Source organism: Propioniciclava sp., assembly GCF_029977985.1.
GTDB lineage: Bacteria > Actinomycetota > Actinomycetes > Propionibacteriales > Propionibacteriaceae > Propioniciclava.
In genome coordinates this window covers 1-3216 of the sequence record NZ_JARKOT010000155.1, presented here as the reverse complement: position 1 = coordinate 3216, position 3216 = coordinate 1, and the positions used below count along the sequence as shown (strand labels likewise).

General features: G+C 72.0%; 3 protein-coding genes. 2 read left to right on the top strand and 1 reads right to left on the bottom strand.

Annotation, left to right across the window (positions count from 1 at the left end):
• Nucleotides 1-884 (bottom strand): DNA topoisomerase (locus Q1K57_RS09745; RefSeq protein ID WP_300081676.1); only part of this gene is annotated, 884 nt, incomplete at its 3' end.
• Nucleotides 885-1004: 120 nt separating this feature from the next.
• Here Q1K57_RS09745 and Q1K57_RS09740 point away from each other — a divergent pair.
• Both Q1K57_RS09740 and Q1K57_RS09735 read left to right on the top strand, forming a co-directional pair.
• Complete coding sequence (locus Q1K57_RS09740) at nucleotides 1005-2165, top strand: trypsin-like peptidase domain-containing protein (RefSeq protein ID WP_300081673.1); 1161 nt, start codon at nucleotides 1005-1007, stop codon at nucleotides 2163-2165.
• Nucleotides 2166-2257: 92 nt separating this feature from the next.
• Nucleotides 2258-3216 (top strand): trypsin-like peptidase domain-containing protein (locus Q1K57_RS09735; protein ID WP_300081671.1); only part of this gene is annotated, 959 nt, incomplete at its 3' end.

Below are 3216 nucleotides of genomic sequence, written 5' to 3'. Positions count from 1 at the left end.
GTCGTCCTGAACGGCGGGTAGGGACGCCGCGTGTACGGCTTGGCCTCCACGCCGTCGACGACGACGGACGCCGCCTTCAGCCCGGACGCCAGCGCCTCCGCGCCCGCGAGATCGAGGTGGAGGGACGTCTTCGCCGTGAGCGTGCCGGAGGAGTCGAAGTCGCGGCCGGTCGCCAGCCGCAGGCCGGCGGCCGTCGTGACGCGTGCCGAGAACTGCCGCGGGTCGGCGTCCGCCCCGGCGTCGAGCAGAGCCGTCAGATCGGCGTAGTTGGCGGAACGGAAGGCCATCCGTTCGCGCTCGCGGTCGACGACGAGTCGCGTGGCCACCGACTGGACGCGCCCGGCCGACAGCTTCGGCATGACCTTCTTCCAGAGCACCGGGGAGACCTCGTAGCCGTAGAGCCGGTCGAGGATGCGGCGCGTCTCCTGGGCGTCGACGAGGTCCGTGTCGAGGTCGCGCAGCGACTCGGCGGCCGCCCGGATCGCCTCGGGGGTGATCTCGTGGAACACCATCCGCTTGTACGGGATCTTCGGCTTGAGCTCCTGCAGCAGGTGCCACGCGATGGCCTCGCCCTCGCGGTCCTCATCGGTGGCGAGGATGAGTTCATCGACGTCCTTCAGCTTGGCCTTGAGGTCGCGGATGGTCGACTTCTTCTCGGGAGACACCACATACAGCGGCTCGAATCCGCCGGCGATGTTGACTCCCGTGCGCGCCCATTTCTCGCCCTTGTACTTGGCAGGCACCTCGGACGCCCCGGTCGGCAGGTCGCGCACGTGCCCGCGGCTGGACTCCACGATGTAGGAGTTGCCGAGCACAGCCGTGAGCGTGCGGGCCTTGGTAGGGGACTCCACGATCACGAGGCGGCGTTGCGTTGCGGTGGGCACGAGGTTGCTTCCTTCGGTTCTGGGCGGCCGACGGACGCCCGACGTGACGGGATGCTAGCGGCTGGAGTCAAGCCGGACGCCGCTCCCCTGCTGTCTGGGACGGTCCCTACACTGGGCGCCGTGACGCTCAACTGGCCCCCGCCGCCGCCGACGCCGCCGGTCCGGCGGGCGTCCGCGTCGACGGTGGTCGCCGTGTCCGCCCTGGCCATGCTGCTGAGCCTCGCCCTGGTGCTCGTCGGCTCCGTGGGGTTGCGGGTATGGCTGACCTCGCGTGCGCCCGCGAGCCTGCCGGCACCCCGGCCCGCGGTCACGTCGACCCCGCTGCCGGTCGCCACACCCACGCCGTCGGCACCGCTGCCCTCACAGTCGACCGGACCGGTCGACGTGACCGACCAGATCGAGCGCGGTGTCGTCCTCATCGAGGGCGAAACGCCCAACGAGGTCGTCGCCGGCACCGGCATGGTGCTGACCGCCGACGGCGAGGTGATGACGAACTACCACGTGGTCCGGTCCACGCAGTCGCTGACCGTGACCGTCGCCGCCACCGGGCAGAGCTACCGGGCCACGGTCGTGGGTCGCGACGCGACCGTCGACGTGGCCCTTCTGCGGCTCGAGGGTGCGAGCGGCCTGGATCCCGTGTCGGTCGATCCCGACCCGGTCGCCATCGGCGACATCGTGGTCGCGGCCGGCAACGCGAACGGTCAGGGCTATGTGAGCGCCAACAGGGGCAACGTGCTGTCGCTGAGCACGTCCATCCAGGTGGAGGGACCGGTCGAGAACGACCCGCCCGAAACGCTGCACGGGCTCATCGAAACCAACGCGGCCGCGTGGCCGGGCGACTCCGGCGGGCCCATGTACGACGCCCAGTACGAGGTGCTCGGCATGACGACGGCGGGCGGGGCCGAATCGGACGCCGAGCGGCAGGTGTACGCGATCCCGATCCGGACGGCGCTCGACGTGGTGGACCAGGTCCGGGCAGGGGACGACTCCGGGACGGTCGTGATCGGGCCCAAGGCCTACCTCGGCGTCGTCGTCCAGACCGACGACAGCGGCGGCGTCCGCATCGACCGGGTGGAGGCGGGTACACCGGCCGAGCAGATCGGCCTGCGGCCGGGCGACCTGATCCGGACCGTGGACGGCAAGGCGATACCGGACCGGCTCACCCTGTCGCACCTGCTCGACGACATCCGCCCCGGCGAGACGGTGCCGATCACGTGGCAGCCGACCTCCGGCACGGACCGGACGGCCGACATCACCCTCGCGGCCAACCCGCTCAACTGACGGACTCACAAGGAGCTCGCACGCGGCGCACAGCCTCCGCACAGCGTCCGGGAGTCGACTGAAGAGGTCACCGATCAGTTCTGGAGGCCCACATGTCTACCCCGTACCCCACCCCGTCCCCCCTGCAGACTCCCGCCTGGACGCCCGGCCCGCCGCCGCGCCGCTCCGGCGGACGCACCACAGCCGCGATCGCCGTAGCCGGGCTGCTGGCGCTCACCGTTCCCTTCGTCGCCCCCACGATGGCCACCTCGGCGGGGACGGCGGCGCCCAGCGTCTCCCCCACCGCCGGCGCCTCGGCGACGCCGGCGGCGTCCGGCACCGCGACCACCGGGGCACTCACCGGCACCGTGGACGACGCGCTGGCGCAAGGAGTCGTCCTGATCACGGTGACCACGGCCAGCGGCGAGGGCGCAGGCACCGGCATGGTGCTCACCGCCGACGGTCAGGTGCTCACCAACTACCACGTCGTCGACGGCTCGACCTCACTCGAGGTGACCGTCGCCGCGACCGGTGACACCTACACGGCCAGGGTTGTCGGCCACGATGCGAGCGCCGATGTGGCACTGCTGCAACTCGACGGGGCCTCCGGGCTCGCCACGGTCACCCTCGATGACGACGTGCTCGCGGTCGGGGACGCCCTCACTGCCGTCGGCAATGCGGAAGGGGGCGGGGAGCTCGTGGCGGCGTCCGGGGCCGTGACCGGCCTCGACCGGTCGGTGACCGTCTCCGGAACCGACGGCCCCGAGGCTCTGTCGGGCGTGATCCAGACCGATGTCGGCGCCGTGCCCGGCGACTCGGGCGGTCCCATGTTCGACACCGAGGGCGAGGTGGCCGGCATGACCACCGCCGGCGGCGTGACGATCACCGGCCGGCCCGGACGCCGCGGGTCCAGCTCGAGCGCCGGCCAAGGGGGCGGGGTGACCGGCTCCTCCGTGACGACCACCGCCTACGCCGTGCCGATCGCCGACGCGATGGCGGTCGTGGAGCAGATCCGGTCGGGGCGGGAGACCGACACCGTCGAGATCGGGGCGCGCGCCTATCTCGGCGTTTC